Source organism: Falsirhodobacter algicola, assembly GCF_018279165.1.
Taxonomy (GTDB): Bacteria; Pseudomonadota; Alphaproteobacteria; order Rhodobacterales; family Rhodobacteraceae; genus Falsirhodobacter; species Falsirhodobacter algicola.
Genome location: NZ_CP047289.1, coordinates 1848342 through 1863409, shown reverse-complemented (window position 1 = coordinate 1863409; position 15068 = coordinate 1848342). Strand labels below are relative to the sequence as shown.

Genomic DNA, 15068 nt, shown 5'->3' with positions numbered 1-15068 from the left:
ATCCGTCACAGCATATAGCGCGAGACATCCGTGCTGCGCGCCAGCGTGCCGAGATTGGCCTCCACATAGGCGGCATCGACCACCACGCGCTCGCCGCCCTTGTCGGGGGCGGTGAAGGACAGCTCCTCGAACACCCGCTCGATCACGGTATAGAGCCGCCGCGCGCCGATATTCTCGACCGAGCCGTTCACCTCGGCCGCGATCCGCGCCAGCGCCGCGATCCCATCGGGGCTGAAGCTGACCTCGAGCCCCTCGGTCGCCATCAGCGCCGTGTACTGGCGCGTCAGGGCGTTGTCGGTGTCGGTCAGGATGCGGATGAAATCATCCTCCGTCAGGGCCTGAAGCTCCACCCGGATCGGCAGACGCCCTTGAAGTTCGGGCAGCAGGTCCGAGGGTTTGGCCACATGGAACGCGCCCGACGCGATGAAGAGGATGTGGTCCGTCTTCACCGGCCCGTGCTTGGTCGACACGGTCGTCCCTTCGATCAGCGGCAGCAGATCGCGCTGAACCCCCTCGCGCGAGACATCGCCCGAGCGGGCATCGGTGCGGGCACAGACCTTGTCGATCTCGTCGATGAAGACGATGCCGTTCTGCTGCACGGCCTCCAGCGCAGCGGCCTTCACCGCCTCGTCGTCCAGAAGCTTGTCGGCCTCTTCGTTCATCAGAAGCTCGTGGCTATCGGCGACCGTCACCTTCTTGCGCGTGGTGCGCCCGCCGAAGGCTTTGCCGAAGATGTCACCGATGTTCATCATTCCCGGCTGCTGGCCTGGGATTTCCATATTGCCAAGCGGGTTGGAGGTGTCGCGCACCTCCAGTTCGATCACCTTGCCGTCGAGCTCGCCCGCCTTCAGCTTCTGGCGGAACATCTCGCGCGTCTGCTCGCGCGCGTCGGTGCCGGCGATGGCTTCGATCACGCGATCCTCGGCGGCCTTGGCGGCGCGGGCCTTCACATCCTCGCGCATCCATTCGCGCGTTTCGATCATCGCGGCATCCACCAGATCGCGGATGATGCTTTCCACATCGCGGCCGACATAGCCGACCTCGGTGAACTTCGTCGCCTCGATCTTGAGGAAGGGCGCACGGGCCAGACGGGCTAGCCGGCGGCTGATCTCGGTCTTGCCGACGCCGGTCGGGCCGATCATCAGGATGTTCTTGGGATACACCTCGTCGCGCAGGTCATCGCCCAGCTGCTTGCGCCGCCAGCGGTTGCGCAGCGCCACGGCGACGGCGCGCTTGGCACCCGCCTGCCCGATGATGAAGCGGTCGAGTTCGCTTACGATCTCGCGCGGGGTCAGGTCAGTCATTCGCGTCTCCTTCAGGCTGCGCGCGGAACAATGGGCGCGCGCCCTTCGTTGTCGGGAAAAGATATGGAGGATGTGTCATGCCGACACCGGCAGAACTCGAAACGAAACTCTGGAAGTCGCTGGACGATCACGCCACCGTCTTCCTTGGCCTTTCGGAGCGGGAGCACGGACATGCCCGCCCGATGACGATCATCACCGAAGGCCGGGACGGCCCGTTCTATGTCTTCACCACCAAGGACAATGACATGGTGGAACGGGCGCGGATCGGCAGCGCCGCCTTCGCCCATTACGTCTCCAAGGGCCACGACCTCTGGGCCTGCATCCACGGCACCGTCACGGTGACCGAGGATCGCGCCCTGATCGACCGGCTGTGGAACAGCCATGTCGCCGCATGGTACGACGGCAAGGACGATCCCAAGATCGCGGTCATCCGCTTCGAGCCGAACCACGCCGAGATCTGGGAAGACAGCTCCTCGGTCGTGGCTGGGGTCAAGACGGCGCTCGGCCTTGCCGATCCCAAGGCCGATGCGCAGGGCAAGAAGGCCAGCGTCGATCTCTGAGGCCTCAGCCGCGGGCAATGCGTTCCACCGTCAGCTTGCCGTTGGTGTAGACGCAGATGTCCGCGGCGATCGCCATGGCGCGGCGGGCGATGTCTTCGGCCGGAAGCTCGGTCTCCATCAGCCCCCGCGCCGCCGCTAGGGCGAAATTGCCGCCCGAACCGATCGCGGCCACGTCATGCTCCGGCTCCAGCACATCGCCGGCGCCGGTGATGACCAGAAGATCGGTCCCATCGGTCACGATCAGCATCGCTTCGAGTTTCTGAAGATACTTGTCTGTGCGCCAGTCCTTGGCCAGTTCCACGCTGGCGCGGGCCAGTTGGCCGGGAAAGCTCTCCAGCTTCGTCTCCAGCCGCTCCAGAAGCGTAAAGGCATCCGCCGTGGACCCGGCAAAGCCCGCCACCACGTCGCGGCCACCGGGCGACAGGCGGCGCACCTTGCGCGCCGTGCCCTTGATGACCGTCTGCCCCAAGCTGACCTGTCCGTCACCGGCGATCACCACCTCGTCCCCGCGCCGCACGCCGATGATGGTCGTGCCGTGCCAGCCGGGAAAATCCGTCTGCGCCATGAAATCTCCTTCCGTCCTGCGCTTGTATATGGCGGCGCGTTCCCCGCGCCTCAACCCCCGGGTTGAGTGGAGGGGGTCCGCCTGCTAGCATCCATGGGCGGCGTTGGCGGAGAACGGAATTGCGCAAGATCCTGATCACCGGCACGGCCGGCTTCATCGGCTTCCATCTGGCCCGGCGCCTGCTGGACGAAGGGGCCGAAGTCATCGGCATCGATGCCATCACCGATTACTACGACACCGGCCTGAAGCGCCGCCGCCACGCCCTTCTGGCCGAACATGCGGCCTTCACCGCCCATGAGGCTCGCATCGAAGAGCCGGGCCTCATGAAGCGCCTTGCCGCCGAGGCCGATGTCATCGTCCACCTCGCGGCGCAGGCGGGTGTGCGCTATTCGATCGACGCGCCCCGCTCCTATGTGGAGGCGAACCTGATCGGCACCTTCGAGGTGCTGGAGGCCGCGCGCGCCGCCGGTACCGCGCATCTGATGATCGCCTCCACATCTTCGGCCTATGGCGCGAATGTGAAGATGCCCTATGCCGAAACCGACAAGGCCGACCATCAGATGAGCTTCTACGCCGCCACCAAGAAGGCGACGGAGGCGATGGCCCATTCCTATGCGCATCTCTACGACATCCCGGTCACGATGTTCCGGTTCTTCACCGTCTATGGCCCGTGGGGGCGGCCGGACATGGCGCTGTTCAAGTTCACCGATGCCATCCTGAAGGACCGGCCCATCGACATCTACAACAACGGCGATATGAGCCGGGATTTCACCTATATCGACGATCTGGTGGAAGGGCTGCGCCGCCTGATGGACACGCCGCCGCGCCGCGATGCCCCGGTGGAGGGCGACAGCCTGTCGCCCGTCGCGCCGTTCCGCGTCGTCAATATCGGCAACGGTGCCCCGTCGCGGCTCTTGGATTTCGTGGATGCGGTGGAGGCGGCGGTGGGCCGCCCGGCGCAGCGCAACATGCTGCCGATGCAGCCCGGCGACGTGCCCGCGACATGGGCCGATACCGCCTTGTTGGAGCGTCTGATCGGCCCGCTGCCGCAGACGCCGCTGGCCGAAGGCGTGGCGCGGTTCGTCGCGTGGTACCGGGCCGAGATGTGAAAAGGGCGCCGCTTGGGCGCCCTCGTCTCAGATACCGCTCTGGATCCAGTTGGCCAATGCGGCCTTGGGCGCGGCACCGATCTTGTTGGACACCACCTCGCCGTTCTTGAACATGAAAAGCGCCGGAATGCCGCGCACGCCGAGTTCGCTTGGGCTGACGGGATTTTCATCCACGTTCACCTTCACGATCTTGACCTTGCCGGCATATTCTGCGGCAAGCTCTTCCAGTGCGGGGCCGATCTGGCGGCAGGGCCCGCACCATTCGGCCCAGAAGTCCACGATGACGGGAAGGTCGGATTGGCGCACTTCGGCGTCGAATGTTGCGTCGGTAACGGGAAGGGTGGCCATGACATGCTCCGGTTCAGGTTGGCAAAAGAGGTAAGGATGCGACCCGTGCCCGTCAAGGGAGCCGCCCTGCCGCGCCGCGGGCCGCCAAGGAAGGACAGATAGGATGCAGATCGAGGACACCGCCCTTCCGGGGGTCCGGGTGCTGACGCCCCGGCGCTTCGGCGATGCGCGCGGCTTCTTCGCCGAGACATGGAACCGGCAGACCCTGCGGCAGGCGGGGTTGGACCTGCCGGATTTCGTGCAGGACAACCATTCCTTTTCGGCGCGTGCGGGCACGCTGCGGGGTCTTCATGGACAGGCCCCCCCGGCGGCGCAGGGCAAGCTGGTGCGCTGCGGGCGCGGGGCGCTCTTCGATGTGGCGCTCGATGTCCGCCGGGGCAGCCCGACCTATGGCCGATGGACGGGCGTGGAGCTGTCGTTCCAGAATGGCCGCCAGATCTGGATCCCGCCGGGCTTTCTGCACGGCTTCGTCACCTTGGAGGACGATACCGAGATCCTCTACAAATGCACCGCCCCCTATGCCCCCGAGACGGAGATCGCCGTCCATTGGGACAGCGCCGGCATCGATTGGCCGCTTGCCCCCGGCACCCGCCCCCTGCTGTCGGAGCGGGACGCCCTTGCCCCGCCGCTGGCCGGGTTCGACAGCCCCTTCGACGGAGGGGACGCATGACGCTGCTCATCACCGGCGGCGCGGGGTTCATCGGCTCGGCCGTGGTGCGCCGCGCCATCGCAGACGGGCGCCGCGTCGTGACGCTGGACGCGCTGACCTATGCCGGGTGCCTTGCCAATCTCGATCCGGTGGCGAAGGATCCGCGCCACGTCTTCGAAAAGGCCGATATCCGCGACCGCGCCGCGCTGGACCGCATCCTTGCCGCGCATCGCCCGACGGCGGTGATGCATCTGGCCGCCGAAAGCCATGTGGACCGGTCGATCGACGGACCGGCCTCGTTCATCGACACCAACGTGACTGGCACCTTCACCCTGCTCGAAGCCGCCCGCGCCTATTGGGCGGGCGCCGGGCGGCCCGAGGGGTTCCGCTTCCATCACGTCTCTACCGACGAGGTGTTCGGCTCCCTCGGCGCGGAGGGGCGTTTTACCGAAACCTCGCCCTATGCGCCCAATTCCCCCTATGCCGCGTCCAAGGCGGCGTCGGACCATCTGGTGCGCGCATGGCACGAGACGTTCGGCCTGCCCATCGTGATGAGCAACTGTTCCAACAATTACGGCCCCTATCATTACCCGGAGAAGCTGATCCCTGTGGTGATCCTGAAGGCGCTGTCCGGTCAGCCGATCCCCGTCTATGGCGACGGGGCCAATATCCGCGACTGGCTCTTCGTCGAGGATCACGCCGAGGCGCTGCTGCGGGTGCTGGAGGCGGGGACCGTCGGGCGCAGCTACAACATCGGCGGGGAAAGCGAAGCGAGCAATATCGACCTCGTGCGCATGATCTGCGCCATCCTCGATGACCGCAGGCCAATGGCGGGGCCCCATGCGCGGCTGATCACCTTCGTTGCGGACCGGCCCGGACATGATCGCCGCTATGCGATCGATCCCGCGCGCATCCGTGACGAACTGGGCTGGCGCGCCGCAACGCCGCTCCGCACGGGGTTGGAGCGGACGGTGGACTGGTTCCTTGCGAACGAGGATTGGTGGCGTCCGCTGCTGCAACGCCGTGACGCGGGGCAGCGGCTGGGGGTGGGGGCGTGATCCTCGTCTTTGGGCGAAACGGTCAGGTGGCGCGCGAATTGGCCCGCCTTGCGCCGAAGGCCCGCTTCCTGTCCCGCGCCGAGGCCGATCTGGCCGATCCCGCCGCCTGCGCCGCCGCGATCCGCGCGCTGCGCCCTTTGGCGGTGATCAATGCCGCCGCATGGACGGCGGTCGATCTGGCCGAAACCCATGAGGCGGAGGCGACGGTCATCAACGGCGCTGCGCCCGCCGCGATGGCGGAGGCGGCGGCCGAACGGGATGTGCCGATGATCCAGATCTCCTCCGATTACGTCTTTGACGGGTCGGGAACGCGGGCGTGGCGACCGGGCGATGCGCCCTGCCCGATCAACGCCTATGGCCGGTCCAAACGGGCCGGAGAGGTGGGCGTGGCCGCAGCGGGCGGGCGTCATGCGATCCTGCGCACCTCGTGGGTGTTCGGGGCGCAGGGGGCGAATTTCGTGCGCACCATGCTGCGCATCGGCACGCCCGGCGCGCATCTACGCGTGGTGGAGGATCAGATCGGCGGCCCCACCCCGGCATCCGACATCGCCCGCGCCTGCCTTGCCATGGCCGAGGGGCTGACCCTCGATCCCGGCCTCGGCGGCATCCACCATCTGTCCGGCGCGCCGGATGTCAGTTGGGCCGATTTCGCGCGGGCGATCTTTGCCGCAGCGGGCCAAAAGGACGTGACGGTGAAGGGGATCGCCACCGCCGATTGGCCGACCCCGGCGGCACGGCCGCTGAATTCGCGGCTCGAATGCGGCACGCTTGCACAGTTCGGGCTGACGCGCCCCGACTGGCGGCGCGGCCTGCGGGCCATGCTGGACGATCTGAAGGAGGCACCATGACCGCACGCAAAGGCATCATCCTTGCGGGGGGCAGCGGCTCTCGGCTCTACCCGATCACGCTCGGGCTGTCGAAGCAGCTTCTGCCGCTCTATGACAAGCCGATGATCTACTACCCGTTGTCGGTGCTGATGCTGGCCGGCATCCGGGAGATCGCGATCATCACCACCCCGCAGGATCAACCGCAGTTCCAGCGCCTGATGGGCGATGGAAGCGCATGGGGCATCGCGCTGACATGGCTGGTCCAGCCCGCCCCCGAGGGGCTGGCGCAGGCCTATCGCATCGCCGAGGATTTCCTCGATGGCGCGCCTTCGGCGATGATCCTCGGGGACAACCTGTTCTTCGGGCACGGGCTGCCGGACCTGCTGCGCGCCGCCGACGCGCATGACGGGGGCACCGTCTTCGGCTATCACGTCGCCGATCCCGAACGCTACGGCGTGCTGGATTTCGGGGCGGATGGCCGCGCCGCGGCGATCGTCGAGAAACCGGCCGTTCCGCCCTCGCCCTATGCCGTCACGGGGCTTTACTTCCTCGACGGGACGGCGCCGGCGCGGGCGCGGGATGTGCGCCCTTCGGCTCGGGGAGAGCTGGAGATCACCTCCCTGCTGGAGATGTATCTGCGCGACGGGCGGCTGGATGTGCAGCTGATGGGGCGCGGCTATGCATGGCTCGATACCGGCACGCATGGCAGCCTGCTGGATGCGGGCAATTTCGTGCGCACCTTGCAGGACCGGCAGGGCCTTCAGACCGGCAGCCCCGATGAGATCGCGTTCACCCAAGGCTGGATCGACGCTGGGCAACTGCGCGCCCGGATCGAGATCTTCCGCAAGACCGATTACGGCCGCGCGCTTCAGGATCTGCTGCGCTGAAGCGCCGCCGCGACCGCGTCGGGCGGCAGCGGCATCAGCGTGGCATGCCTCGTCCAAAGGATCGCCGTCTCCACCCGCCGGTCCGGCCAGATCTGCGCCAGCGCATGGGCATAGGCCCCCATCTGGCGCAAAATCCCCTCCGGCACCGCCGAGGGAGAGGCCGGGACCGTGGCGTTCGATTTGAAATCGACGGCGAGGATGCGGTCCTGCGCCACCACCAGCCGGTCGATCGTGCCGACCAGCCGCGCACCGTCGAGATCGGCCGTCACCGGCACCTCGGCCAGCGTTTCGGGCGCGAAGAGCGCCGGATGCGCCGCCAGCACCGCCTCCGCTTCGGCCAGAAGGGCGGGATCGGCCTCGGGGATGGTGCCGAGCGGCAGATGCTCCAGCAAGAGATGCAGGGCGGTGCCGCGGGCTTTGGCATCCTCTTCGGGCAGACCTTCGCCGGGCAGCGCCTTCGCCCCGCCCAGATCGGACGGTGACAGCCTGCGGGCCAGCGCGGGCGGATCGGCCGCCGGGCGGCGCGTCCAGTCGGGCAAGGGTTCGGGCGGCGGCGGCGCGATGTCCGCCTCGGGGGCCGGGTCCGGCCATGTGCCGTCTTGCAGCAACAGCCCACCTTGGTGGGGCACGGCACCCGCACGTTCCATGCCCTTGTGGATCAGGCTGTACCAGCTCGCCTCTTGATTGACCTCGCCGGCGGCGGCCGCGATCAGCCAGCATTGCGCCCGCGTCAGCGCGACATAGAGCAGGCGGAGCGATTCCGCTTCGCGTGCGGCGCGGCTTGCCTCCAGCGCGGCGGCCATGGGCGGCGGCGCTTCGGCGGCGGCGACCTTCCACAGCATGCCGCCCTCCACGGATACCAGCTCGTCCCGGTCCCGCGCCCTCGGATTGGTCGTGTCGGGCAGGATGACGATCGGCGCCTCGAGGCCCTTGGCCCCATGCACCGTCATCACCCGGATCATGCGCCCGGCGCTGTCCATGCGGCGCTTCACCTCCACCTCGTCGGTGGTCAGCCAGCTGAGAAAGCCGGTCAGGCTCGGCACGTCGGTCTGCTCATAGGCGAGGGCTTGGGACAGAAGCTCGTCGATGCCGTCCTCCGCCTCGGTGCCGAGGCGCGCCAGAAGCCGCCGCCGTCCGTCATGGCGCGTCAGCATCCGTTCGATCAGATCGTAGGGGCGCAGATAATCGGCCTGATTGCGCAGATCCCGCAGGATGCGTGTCGCCTCGCACTCCTCGTGGCGCAGCGCGGCCCAGAGATAGCCCTCCCGCGGTTGGGCCAGCCGGTAGAGCGCGTCCTCGCTCCAGCCCAAGAGCGGCGAGCGGAGCACGGCAGCAAGCGACAGATCGTCCTCGGGGGTCGAGAGGAAGGAGAGCAGCGCCGTCAGGTCCCGCACCGCCAGTTCCGCGCCCAGCTTCAGACGGTCGGCCCCCGCAATCGGCAGCCCCTTCACTTTGCAGGCGCGGATCAGCGGGTTGAACACCCCGCCCCGGCCCCGCACCAGAATCAGGAAATCGCCCGCATGGCAGGGGCGGAAGCCGCCGCCATCGGGGATCTGCACGCCCTGCCGGATCATCCCGTCGATGCGGTCCGCGATCTCGGCCGCCAGCCGCGCGTTGTGATGTTCGTCCGAGATGAGGTCCACGGGGCTGGCCCAATCCTCGTCCTCGGGGGGCTTCGTGGGTTCGATGACGGGCCAGATCTCGGCCCGGCCCGGCATGTCGCGAAACGCGATGTGGCGCATCGGACCGCCCAAGGCCTCGGGCGGCACCTCGTCGAAGGTCCGGTCCACGAGCCGCAGGATCGTGGAGGAGGAGCGGAACGAATGTTCCAGTTGCAGATCCTGAAGGCCCTGCCGCGCCTCGGCCAGACGTTCGGCGAAATGCGCCTTCATGCGGTCGAAGGCCGCGACATCGGCCCCTTGGAACGAATAGATCGACTGTTTCTTGTCGCCGACGACGAAGATCGTCCGCTCCACGTCCCGCGCGCCGATCCCGGAGGAAAATTCCTGCGCCAGAAGTTCGATCACGCGCCATTGTTCGGGGCTGGTGTCCTGCGCCTCGTCCACGAGGATGTGGTCGATGCCGCCGTCCAGACGGAACAGCACCCATTGCGCCACCGACGGATCGGTCAGCAGATGCACCGTGCGCCGGATCAGATCGTCGAAATCGAGCCAGCCGCGCTGGGCCTTGCGGCTGTCGTATTCGGGCAGGAAGGCCCCGGCGAAGGCGTGCAACGCGCTGCTGCGCGTGGCCGCGCGCAGGGCAAGGCGCTGGGGCCGGGCATCCTCCACCCGGCGCATCAGATCCTCCAGCCGGTCCAAAAGCGGGCCAAGGGCCGTGCGCGTCGCCTTGGTCGGGAACTTGCCGATCTTGGCGGTGAAGGGCGCGGCGCCGGTCTTCGTCAGAAAGACCTTCTCCAGCGCGCTCAGCCCCTCGAGGTCGGGTTGGATGCGCAGATGGGGCGCGGCGTTCATGTCGGTGGTGCTGCCGGCGGCGAGGATGGCCGCGACCTCGGCCAGCCATTCCTCCTCGCCGCCGAGGAAGACGCGCGCGAGCAGCGCCTCGGTTGTCATGCCGGGTTCGAGGCCGCAGGCGGCGCAGATCGCCTCTTCGCTCATAGGGGGCATCAGGGCGGCGCGGCGGGCCGCGACCTGCCCCGACAGGCTGGAGAAATCGGCCCCCGAGAAGTTGCGGGCAAGGCGTTCGACGATCTCGGGCCGGCGGTCGGCCAGCTCTTCCATGATGTCCTCGCGCATCAGGGCGGCGGCGCGGTCGTCCATCTCGGTGAAGCTGGGGGAGACGCCGGCCTCCAGCGGGAAGCGGCGCAGCAGCGTGGCACAGAACGAGTGAATCGTCTGGATGCGCAGCCCGCCCGGCGTTTCGATCGCGCGGGCGAACAGGCGGCGGGCCTTGGCCAGCGTGTCGGGCGCAAGCTCCCCCACGCCCAGCTGGGCCAGCTGCGCGATCAAGGCCGCATCCTCCAGCATCGCCCATTCGCCAAGGCGGCGGAACAGGCGGTTCTGCATCTCGGTCGCGGCGGCCTTGGTATAGGTCAGGCACAGGATCCGCTGGGGCGAGACATCGGCCAGCAAGAGCCGCGCCACCCGGTCCGTCAGCACCCGCGTCTTGCCCGAACCGGCATTGGCCGAAAGCCATGTGGAGGCATCGGGGCGCGCCGCCGTCACCTGCCGCAGCGTTGCATCATCCATCGTCATCCCACATCCTCCGGGTGCGAAGGGTCCTGCATCTCCCATTCGCCATAGCGGGCGAGATGGTCGTAATCCCCGGCCATCCGATCCTCGAACACGGCGCGGCGGGCGGCATAGCCCTGTTCGCGCAGCCCGTAGCGTCCGATCAGCGCGTGAAGCTGCTCCCAGACCTCGCCGAGAAGCTCTTCGGTGATGTCCGTCGCCTCGACCTTCGGGGTAAGCCCGAGGCCGATATAGCTGACGCGGCTGACCGGCGTCGGCCCGAGCGCGCGGAAGCCGCCCCGTTCGGCCATCGCCGCCTCCAGCAGCAATTGCTTTTCGAACGCCTTCTGCTGTTTGGGGGTGGGCGGTATGCCCGTCTTGTAATCGACGATGTGCAGCGTGCCGTCGGGCAGGCGGTCGATGCGGTCGGGCCGCGCCGTCAGCCGGAAATCGAGCGGATCGACCCGGACGCCGCCCGATTCCTCCAGCCAGACCGGCTCGGCCTCCGATCCGGCTTCGAGATCAAGGAAGAAATCGGCGGCGCGTTCCATCCGCGCAAGCCAGAGGGCGCGGGCGGCGGGCCATGGCACATCCTCGGCGAGGATGCGGGCGGCGACGGTCATCAGGCGGGCATGTTCGGGCGGCCCGCCTTCGCGCACGAAGGTTTCGAGGACGCGGTGCAGCACCGATCCGCGCAGCCGCGCATCGGGCGTCTGGCGCAGCGGCGCAAGCGGCTTCAGGCGCAGGATGGTGCTGGCATAGACCGCATAGGGATCGCGGATCAGCGTTCGGATGCCCGTCACCGGAAGCTGGCGGGGGCGCACCTCCACGGGCGGGCGCGGCGCGGGGCGGCGGGCCAGCGGCTGGATGCCCTCCGGCGCCTCCAGCTGGACGGCACGCGTCAGCCAGCGGCGGCCGCGCGCGCGCATCTCCTCCAGCGCCTCGGGGCCGGACTGCGCGGGCAGGCCCGCCATCAGGTTCTGCAGCCGGTTCAGCCAGCGCGAGGGCACGGTCTCCGCCTCGGCATCGCGCACGGCGCGCGACAGGACCACCTCGGGCATGGCCACGGCCTGTTGGTAATCATGGGCCGAAAGCCCGATCTGACGTTCGGGCAGCAGCAGCCCCGCCGCTAGGCGCATCTGCCGGTTCAGCCACGGGTCCGGGTCCGGCAACGAGGGCCATGTGCCGTCGTTCAGCCCCCCCAGCACCACGAGGTCCGCGCCCTGCACCCGCGCCTCCAGCGTGCCCCAGATCATGATGCCGGGATGGGCGGTGACGGTTTCGCGCACCTCGCCCCGGCTCAGCACGCTGTCGAACAGTTCGGCGTAATCGGCGGGGGACATGTCGCCGCCATGTTCGGCCTCGGCCCGCAGATCGGATACGAGGGCGCAGGCGGCCTCGCCCGCCGCAGCGGACCAGAGCGCGCCCGATCCCGTGGCCCCCGGCCCCGCGGCCAGACGCTCGGCCACCCGAAGGTGATGCTCCAGATGCGCAGAGAGGCTGCGCGTGCCGATGCCCTCCAAGCCGTCCAGCGTGGCGCCGACCCACTCCGCCCAATCGGCGACGCCATCGGCGGGCCGCGTCGCGGCCCAAGCCGCAAGATCGGCCGCCACCGGAAAGGGCGGGCCGTTGCGGCGCAGATGCAGTTCCAGATCGCGGGTCCAGCGCAGATGGTTGCCCCGGTCCGCACCGGTCGCGGTCAGCGGATGCTTCAGCAGCGTCAGCAGCGTTTCAGGGGTCAGTCGTCGGCCGGGAAGGTGCCCGATCAGTCGCAGAAGGCGCCCGGCGGCGGTCTGTTGCAACGGCTCGCCGGCGGAATCGTCGGGCACGATGCCCCAGCGGTCCAGCGCCGCCGCGACCATCCGCGTCAGTCCCCGGTCGGGAGAAATGAGCGCGGCGCGGCGTCCGTCCTCGGCGGCCTTGCGCAGGATCAGGGCGATGGCCTGCGCCTCGATCCGGGGGCGCGGCGCTTCGATCAGGGTCAGCCCCTGCCCCGCCGCCCGCAGACATCCCAGATCGCGCCCCTCCGACAGCCATTGATCCGTGACGGGCGCGGGGCGCAGCGAGAGCGAGACGAGGCGGTTGCGGGCCGGGGCGACGGGAATGTCGTCCGTCCAGTCGGTCACATCGCCGGGGCCGAGATCCAGATCGCGCAGCAGCCGGTGAAAGCGGTATTGGGGATGATCCTCGGCGGTGAGGGCATCCGACAGCGCCTCCCAGACCGGCAGCGGCAGATCGCGGTCGAAGCCGGGCAGCACCAGCGCGCCCTGCGGCAGCGCCGCCACCGCCCGCATGAAGAGCGCGGTCGTCCCCCGCGACCCGGTGGAGCCTGCGACGATCACCGGGCCTTCGGGCGGGCGGGTCTGCCAACGCGCGGCCAGCGCCTCCACGGCCAGACGCGCGCGGCGGTCGCCGTCGGGCTGGCCTGCGAAGATGGGCGCGACGATGGCAAGGAAGGCCTGCGTCCGCGCCCAATGCGCCGAATGGTGCGACACGTCCAGCGCGCCGATCGCCTCGGGGGGGACATCCTCCTGCCCCATCTCTCCCAGCAGCGTGGCGAGGCTTTCGGCCAGATCGAAGGTGGCGGCCCGCGGGGCCAGATCGGGCTGCGCGTTCAGCAGCGCCGTGATCAGCCGCGCCAGTTCCAGCCGCAGGCGCAGCGGCGGCACGGCGGCGGGCAGGTCCGGCACCAGCGCCGCCACATCGCCCAGAAGGTGGATGCGCGGCAGGAGGCGTGCGCCGCTGGCCGTCAGGATCTCCACCACGCGGCGGCGCATCCGCGCGGTGTTGAGGAACAGTTGTACCCGCGCCATCGCTTCGGGGGGCTGACCCTCCATGCGGGCCAGCAGCCCGCGCACCAGCGCCGAGGGGAAATCGACGCCCAAGGGAATGGCCGATACCTCACCCATGAAGCAGCCCCTCCGCCAAGGGCAAGCTTTCGGGGCGGCCCACGTCGCACCAGCCGCCATCGTGGACGATGCCGTAAAGCCGCCCCCGCGCGATGAACCGGTCCCACAGCAGATTGAGCGAAAACGCGGTGTCCGGGATATCCGCCAGCCCCGACGGATCGAGGATCTGCGCCCCGAGATAGGCGTGATCCCCCCCGCGGGCGAGCACCGGCCCCCCCGTGAAATCGCCCGCCCCGCGATAGCCGGTGGCCTGCCGCGCGGGCAGCAGCAGCAGCAGCGCGTCCATGCGGGCCGGGTCCCATGCCTGCCTCAATTGGCGCAGCGGGTTCGCCCCGGTCCAGACGGCATCGGTGTTCAGCGTCATCACCGGCCCTTCGCCCAGAAGCGGCAGCGCGGCACGCAGCCCGCCCCCGGTTTCCAGCAGCTCCGGCTCATGGCTGACGATCACATCGGGCGGCAGGCGCAGGCGGTCCGGCAGATAGTGGGTGTTGGCGACGATGCGCGTCACCTCGGCCTGCCGGGCCAGCGCCAGCGCGTGATCGATCAGTGGGCGGCCCGCGACGGGGATCATCGGTTTGGGTCGGTCGGCCGTCAGCGCGCCCATGCGGGTGCCAAGGCCAGCGGCGAACAGCATCAGGGGCGGCATCGGGCGATCCTGTCGAGATGGGCGGGCGTGGGTGCGGGAAGATCGAGATGGCCCGCGACCTCGGTCAGGGCCGGATGCGCGAGGTTGCGGTGCAACTGATCCCAGACGCGCGGGATCAGCCGCAGATAGGCCGGTTTTCCCCGTACCGCCAACCGCGCGAAGATACCGAGGATGCGCAGCGCGCGCTGGGCCCCCATCACCGCATATTGCGCGCGGAAGGCCGCAGACGGATCGAAGCGGGCGATCATCGCCTCCTCCACCGCCGGGGACACGTCGCGCCGCGCATCCTGCAGCAGCGATACGAGGTCATAGGCGGGCTGGCCCATTTGCGCGAGTTGGAAATCCAGCAGCCCCACCGCGGCAAGGCCCGCGCGATCGGGCAACCACAGCAGGTTCTCCGCGTGATAATCGCGCAGGATCATCACGCGCGGGCCATCGGCATGGTGGCGGATGGCCTCGGCAAGCGCGGGGATCGCGGCCTCCGCGCCGCGCCCGCCATAGCTGTCGAAGGCCGGGGCCACGGCCTCGGCCCAGTCGCGGGCGGAGAGGTCGGGAAGGCCGGGCATCGGCGGGGCCGCTTGGAGGTGGATCAGCACATCGGTGGCGGCGGCATAGAGCGCGGCTTCGCGTGTGGGATCGCCCTCCAAGAGCCGCGCGAACAGGGCATCGCCCAGATCCTCCAGCAGCAGGAAGCCCTGCGCGATATCGGCGCCCAGCACCTGCGGCGCCGACAGGCCGATGCCGCGCAGATGCGCCGCAACCGCGACGAAATCGGCCGGATCGTCGCCCGAGCGGGGGGGCGCGTCCATCAGGATGGCGCGGCCCGCCGCACCCGTCAGCCGCTGATAGCCGCGCGCCGAGGCATCGCCCGCCAGTGGCGCGCGCAGGGCCTCGTCCCAGCCGCCCGCGCGCAGCAGGGCATCAGCCTGCCGGGCGCGCAGCCGCGCCAGAAGCGCCGCCGGGCCGTCGAGGCGGGCCAGACGCCCCTCGCCCTCCACCTCCAACGCGATGCGCA

The 15068-nt window shown here is 69.2% G+C and carries 13 protein-coding genes; 6 read left to right on the top strand and 7 right to left on the bottom strand.

The window, feature by feature from the left end; all coding sequences use genetic code 11:
• Positions 1–5 precede the first annotated feature (5 nt).
• A complete protein-coding gene (hslU, locus tag GR316_RS09255; protein ID WP_211783645.1) occupies positions 6–1304 on the bottom strand; it encodes an ATP-dependent protease ATPase subunit HslU in 1299 nt (432 codons plus the stop codon).
• A gap of 77 nt (positions 1305–1381) precedes the next feature.
• On the opposite strand from hslU, the gene GR316_RS09250 reads away from it, so the two are divergent.
• Positions 1382–1864: a pyridoxamine 5'-phosphate oxidase family protein gene (locus GR316_RS09250; protein WP_211783644.1), complete on the top strand. Its 483-nt coding sequence runs from the start codon at positions 1382–1384 to the stop codon at positions 1862–1864.
• 4 nt (positions 1865–1868) lie between these two features.
• On the opposite strand, the gene hslV is transcribed toward GR316_RS09250, so the two are convergent.
• A complete protein-coding gene (gene hslV, locus GR316_RS09245) occupies positions 1869–2429 on the bottom strand; it encodes an ATP-dependent protease subunit HslV (protein WP_211783643.1) in 561 nt (186 codons plus the stop codon).
• Between the two features lie 119 nt (positions 2430–2548).
• Here hslV and GR316_RS09240 point away from each other — a divergent pair, with 119 nt between their 5' ends.
• The gene (locus GR316_RS09240; RefSeq protein WP_211783642.1) at positions 2549–3538 is read left to right on the top strand and encodes an SDR family NAD(P)-dependent oxidoreductase; all 990 of its coding nucleotides are present in this window, start codon (positions 2549–2551) and stop codon (positions 3536–3538) included.
• A 27-nt stretch (positions 3539–3565) separates the two neighbouring features.
• On the opposite strand, the gene trxA is transcribed toward GR316_RS09240, so the two are convergent.
• Positions 3566–3886 carry a thioredoxin gene (trxA, locus tag GR316_RS09235; RefSeq protein WP_211783641.1) on the bottom strand — a complete coding sequence of 107 codons (321 nt, stop codon included), beginning with the start codon at positions 3884–3886 and terminating at the stop codon, positions 3566–3568.
• A 103-nt stretch (positions 3887–3989) separates the two neighbouring features.
• Between trxA and rfbC the strand changes: the two genes are divergently transcribed.
• Genes rfbC through rfbA form a run of 4 tightly spaced genes read left to right on the top strand, consistent with a single transcriptional unit; the run spans position 3990 to position 7307 of the window.
• Entirely contained in the window at positions 3990–4556 is a 567-nt protein-coding gene (gene rfbC / locus GR316_RS09230) for a dTDP-4-dehydrorhamnose 3,5-epimerase (RefSeq protein ID WP_211783640.1), read from the top strand.
• Complete coding sequence (gene rfbB / locus GR316_RS09225; RefSeq protein ID WP_211783639.1) at positions 4553–5593, top strand: dTDP-glucose 4,6-dehydratase; 1041 nt, start codon at positions 4553–4555, stop codon at positions 5591–5593. Before rfbC ends, rfbB begins: the two co-directional genes overlap by 4 nt.
• A complete protein-coding gene (rfbD, locus tag GR316_RS09220; protein WP_211783638.1) occupies positions 5590–6441 on the top strand; it encodes a dTDP-4-dehydrorhamnose reductase in 852 nt (283 codons plus the stop codon). Before rfbB ends, rfbD begins: the two co-directional genes overlap by 4 nt.
• Positions 6438–7307 (top strand): glucose-1-phosphate thymidylyltransferase RfbA, encoded by an 870-nt coding sequence (gene rfbA, locus GR316_RS09215; RefSeq protein ID WP_211783637.1) that lies wholly within the window; start codon positions 6438–6440, stop codon positions 7305–7307. Before rfbD ends, rfbA begins: the two co-directional genes overlap by 4 nt.
• Here rfbA and addA read toward each other — a convergent pair.
• From addA to GR316_RS09195, 4 genes are read right to left on the bottom strand one after another with little or no spacing between them, the layout of a single operon-like run.
• Complete coding sequence (gene addA, locus GR316_RS09210) at positions 7289–10522, bottom strand: double-strand break repair helicase AddA (protein WP_211783636.1); 3234 nt, start codon at positions 10520–10522, stop codon at positions 7289–7291. The genes rfbA and addA overlap by 19 nt on opposite strands.
• Positions 10519–13407 (bottom strand): double-strand break repair protein AddB, encoded by a 2889-nt coding sequence (gene addB / locus GR316_RS09205; RefSeq protein ID WP_211783635.1) that lies wholly within the window; start codon positions 13405–13407, stop codon positions 10519–10521. The genes addA and addB overlap by 4 nt, the downstream gene beginning before the upstream one ends.
• Positions 13400–14053, bottom strand: coding sequence for a nucleotidyltransferase family protein (locus tag GR316_RS09200; protein WP_211783634.1), 654 nt, complete (start codon positions 14051–14053; stop codon positions 13400–13402). The genes addB and GR316_RS09200 overlap by 8 nt, the downstream gene beginning before the upstream one ends.
• Complete coding sequence (locus GR316_RS09195) at positions 14041–15003, bottom strand: aminoglycoside phosphotransferase family protein (protein WP_390625193.1); 963 nt, start codon at positions 15001–15003, stop codon at positions 14041–14043. Before GR316_RS09195 ends, GR316_RS09200 begins: the two co-directional genes overlap by 13 nt.
• Between the last annotated feature and the right edge of the window lie 65 nt (positions 15004–15068).

Excerpts from the sequence above, each read along its gene's own strand:
- rfbB (WP_211783639.1), top strand. The coding sequence starts at position 4,553 with ATGACGCTGCTCATCACCGGCGGCGCGGGGTTCATCGGCTCGGCCGTG.
- hslV (WP_211783643.1), bottom strand. The coding sequence starts at position 2,429 with ATGGCGCAGACGGATTTTCCCGGCTGGCACGGCACGACCATCATCGGC.
- trxA (WP_211783641.1), bottom strand. The coding sequence starts at position 3,886 with ATGGCCACCCTTCCCGTTACCGACGCAACATTCGACGCCGAAGTGCGC.
- rfbA (WP_211783637.1), top strand. The coding sequence starts at position 6,438 with ATGACCGCACGCAAAGGCATCATCCTTGCGGGGGGCAGCGGCTCTCGG.
- GR316_RS09200 (WP_211783634.1), bottom strand. The coding sequence starts at position 14,053 with ATGCCGCCCCTGATGCTGTTCGCCGCTGGCCTTGGCACCCGCATGGGC.
- rfbC (WP_211783640.1), top strand. The coding sequence starts at position 3,990 with ATGCAGATCGAGGACACCGCCCTTCCGGGGGTCCGGGTGCTGACGCCC.
- GR316_RS09250 (WP_211783644.1), top strand. The coding sequence starts at position 1,382 with ATGCCGACACCGGCAGAACTCGAAACGAAACTCTGGAAGTCGCTGGAC.
- addA (WP_211783636.1), bottom strand. The coding sequence starts at position 10,522 with ATGACGATGGATGATGCAACGCTGCGGCAGGTGACGGCGGCGCGCCCC.
- hslU (WP_211783645.1), bottom strand. The coding sequence starts at position 1,304 with ATGACTGACCTGACCCCGCGCGAGATCGTAAGCGAACTCGACCGCTTC.
- addB (WP_211783635.1), bottom strand. The coding sequence starts at position 13,407 with ATGGGTGAGGTATCGGCCATTCCCTTGGGCGTCGATTTCCCCTCGGCG.